We start from the raw sequence: 1,412 nt of genomic DNA, 5'->3' as shown, positions 1-1,412 counted from the left end.
AAGAATCGTGTTGATTCCATTGTTTATGAAGTTCATGTACGTGACTTCACCATCGATGAAACTTCCGGCGTTGACGCAGACAAGAGAGGCCGTTACCTGGGTATGGTTCAGACAGGAACCAAGTACAATGGAGTTGCTACAGGTATCGATCATCTGAAGGAACTGGGAATTACTCATGTTCAGTTCCAGCCTATTTTTGACTACGGTACCTGTTCAAACGTAGGTTCTCAGGATTCAAGCTGCTACAACTGGGGCTATGATCCATGGAACTACAATGTTCCTGAAGATCGTTATTCATCAGCATTCGGTACTGATGACTACAACAGGAAGATTCAGGAAGTAAAGACCATGATCAATGAATTCCATAAGAACGGTATTCGAGTAATCATGGACGTTGTGTATAACCATACCCTTAACAAGTCGGTTTTTGAAGATATTACCGGTAAGTATTATCTTAAGGCTGACCTGGTAGGATGCGGCAATACCTTAAACGGCAATAATAACATGGTATGGACCATGATTCGTGATTCAATGGATTACTGGGTTAACGAATATCATGTTGACGGTTTCAGAATGGACCTTGTCGGTGCATTCTCAATCAAGGATTTCTCAGACTGGGGTGAATATCTGAACAGGGTTCATCCTGATGCAAATCTTCTGGTTTACGGTGAACCGTGGCCGGCTGACAGTGATATGTCTGAAAAGCTCGTAGACAATCCGGTACGTACCGGCAGAATGCATATGCAGTCTGCTGAAGCTCATGTCGGAGCCTTCAACAACAGAATCAGAAACTGTCTTAAAGGCTCAAGTGATGACGGAAAAGCTCTCGGCTTTATCTTTGATAAGCTGAATGACGGCTGGGACAGCAATGGTACCGATGAAAACGACAATGCTCTGGACAGCAATAAGAAATGCGTGTTCATGGGGGTTCGCGGCGGTATGCGTCATGCGGATGCAACAGGTACTGATGTCTGGACAGCTCAGGGCTTCACAAGTCCGGAACAGTCAATTGCCTATCTGACCGCACATGATAATCTTGCCTTGCGCGACAAGATAGAAGCTGCAGGTGTTACAGATCTTGAAGAAAAGACAAAGCTTCAGGGATATGCAAACGCCATTATAGCTGTGAGCCAGGGTATTACCTTTATTCACGGAGGTGAAGAAATCGGTCGTACCAAGGCTGCTGCCGGTAAGGATATACACAATACCTATAACACCACCACCGGAGCCAATGATTATAAGTGGGATCTTAAGGCTTCTGAAGGCTGGAATGAAACTTTCAAGGCCTACGCCGATTTCTTTAAGTTAAGAAAGAGCCATCCTGCATTCCATATGACTACCGCAGATGATATCTTCAATAACGTAACTCTTGACGAAAACAGTACCGATAGCGTGGTTATCTTTGATATCAA

1 protein-coding gene is annotated in these 1,412 nt (G+C 44.4%); it reads left to right on the top strand.

Annotated elements, in window-relative coordinates; genetic code table 11:
• A partial coding sequence (locus BMY80_RS11930) for an alpha-amylase family glycosyl hydrolase (RefSeq protein WP_245730207.1) occupies nucleotides 1-1,412 on the top strand: 1,412 nt, incomplete at both ends.

The sequence above is a fragment of the Ruminobacter amylophilus genome, assembly GCF_900115655.1.
Lineage (GTDB): Bacteria > Pseudomonadota > Gammaproteobacteria > Enterobacterales > Succinivibrionaceae > Ruminobacter > Ruminobacter amylophilus.
Note: the sequence above shows the minus strand (reverse complement) of the source record. Positions and strands in the feature narration are given on the sequence as shown.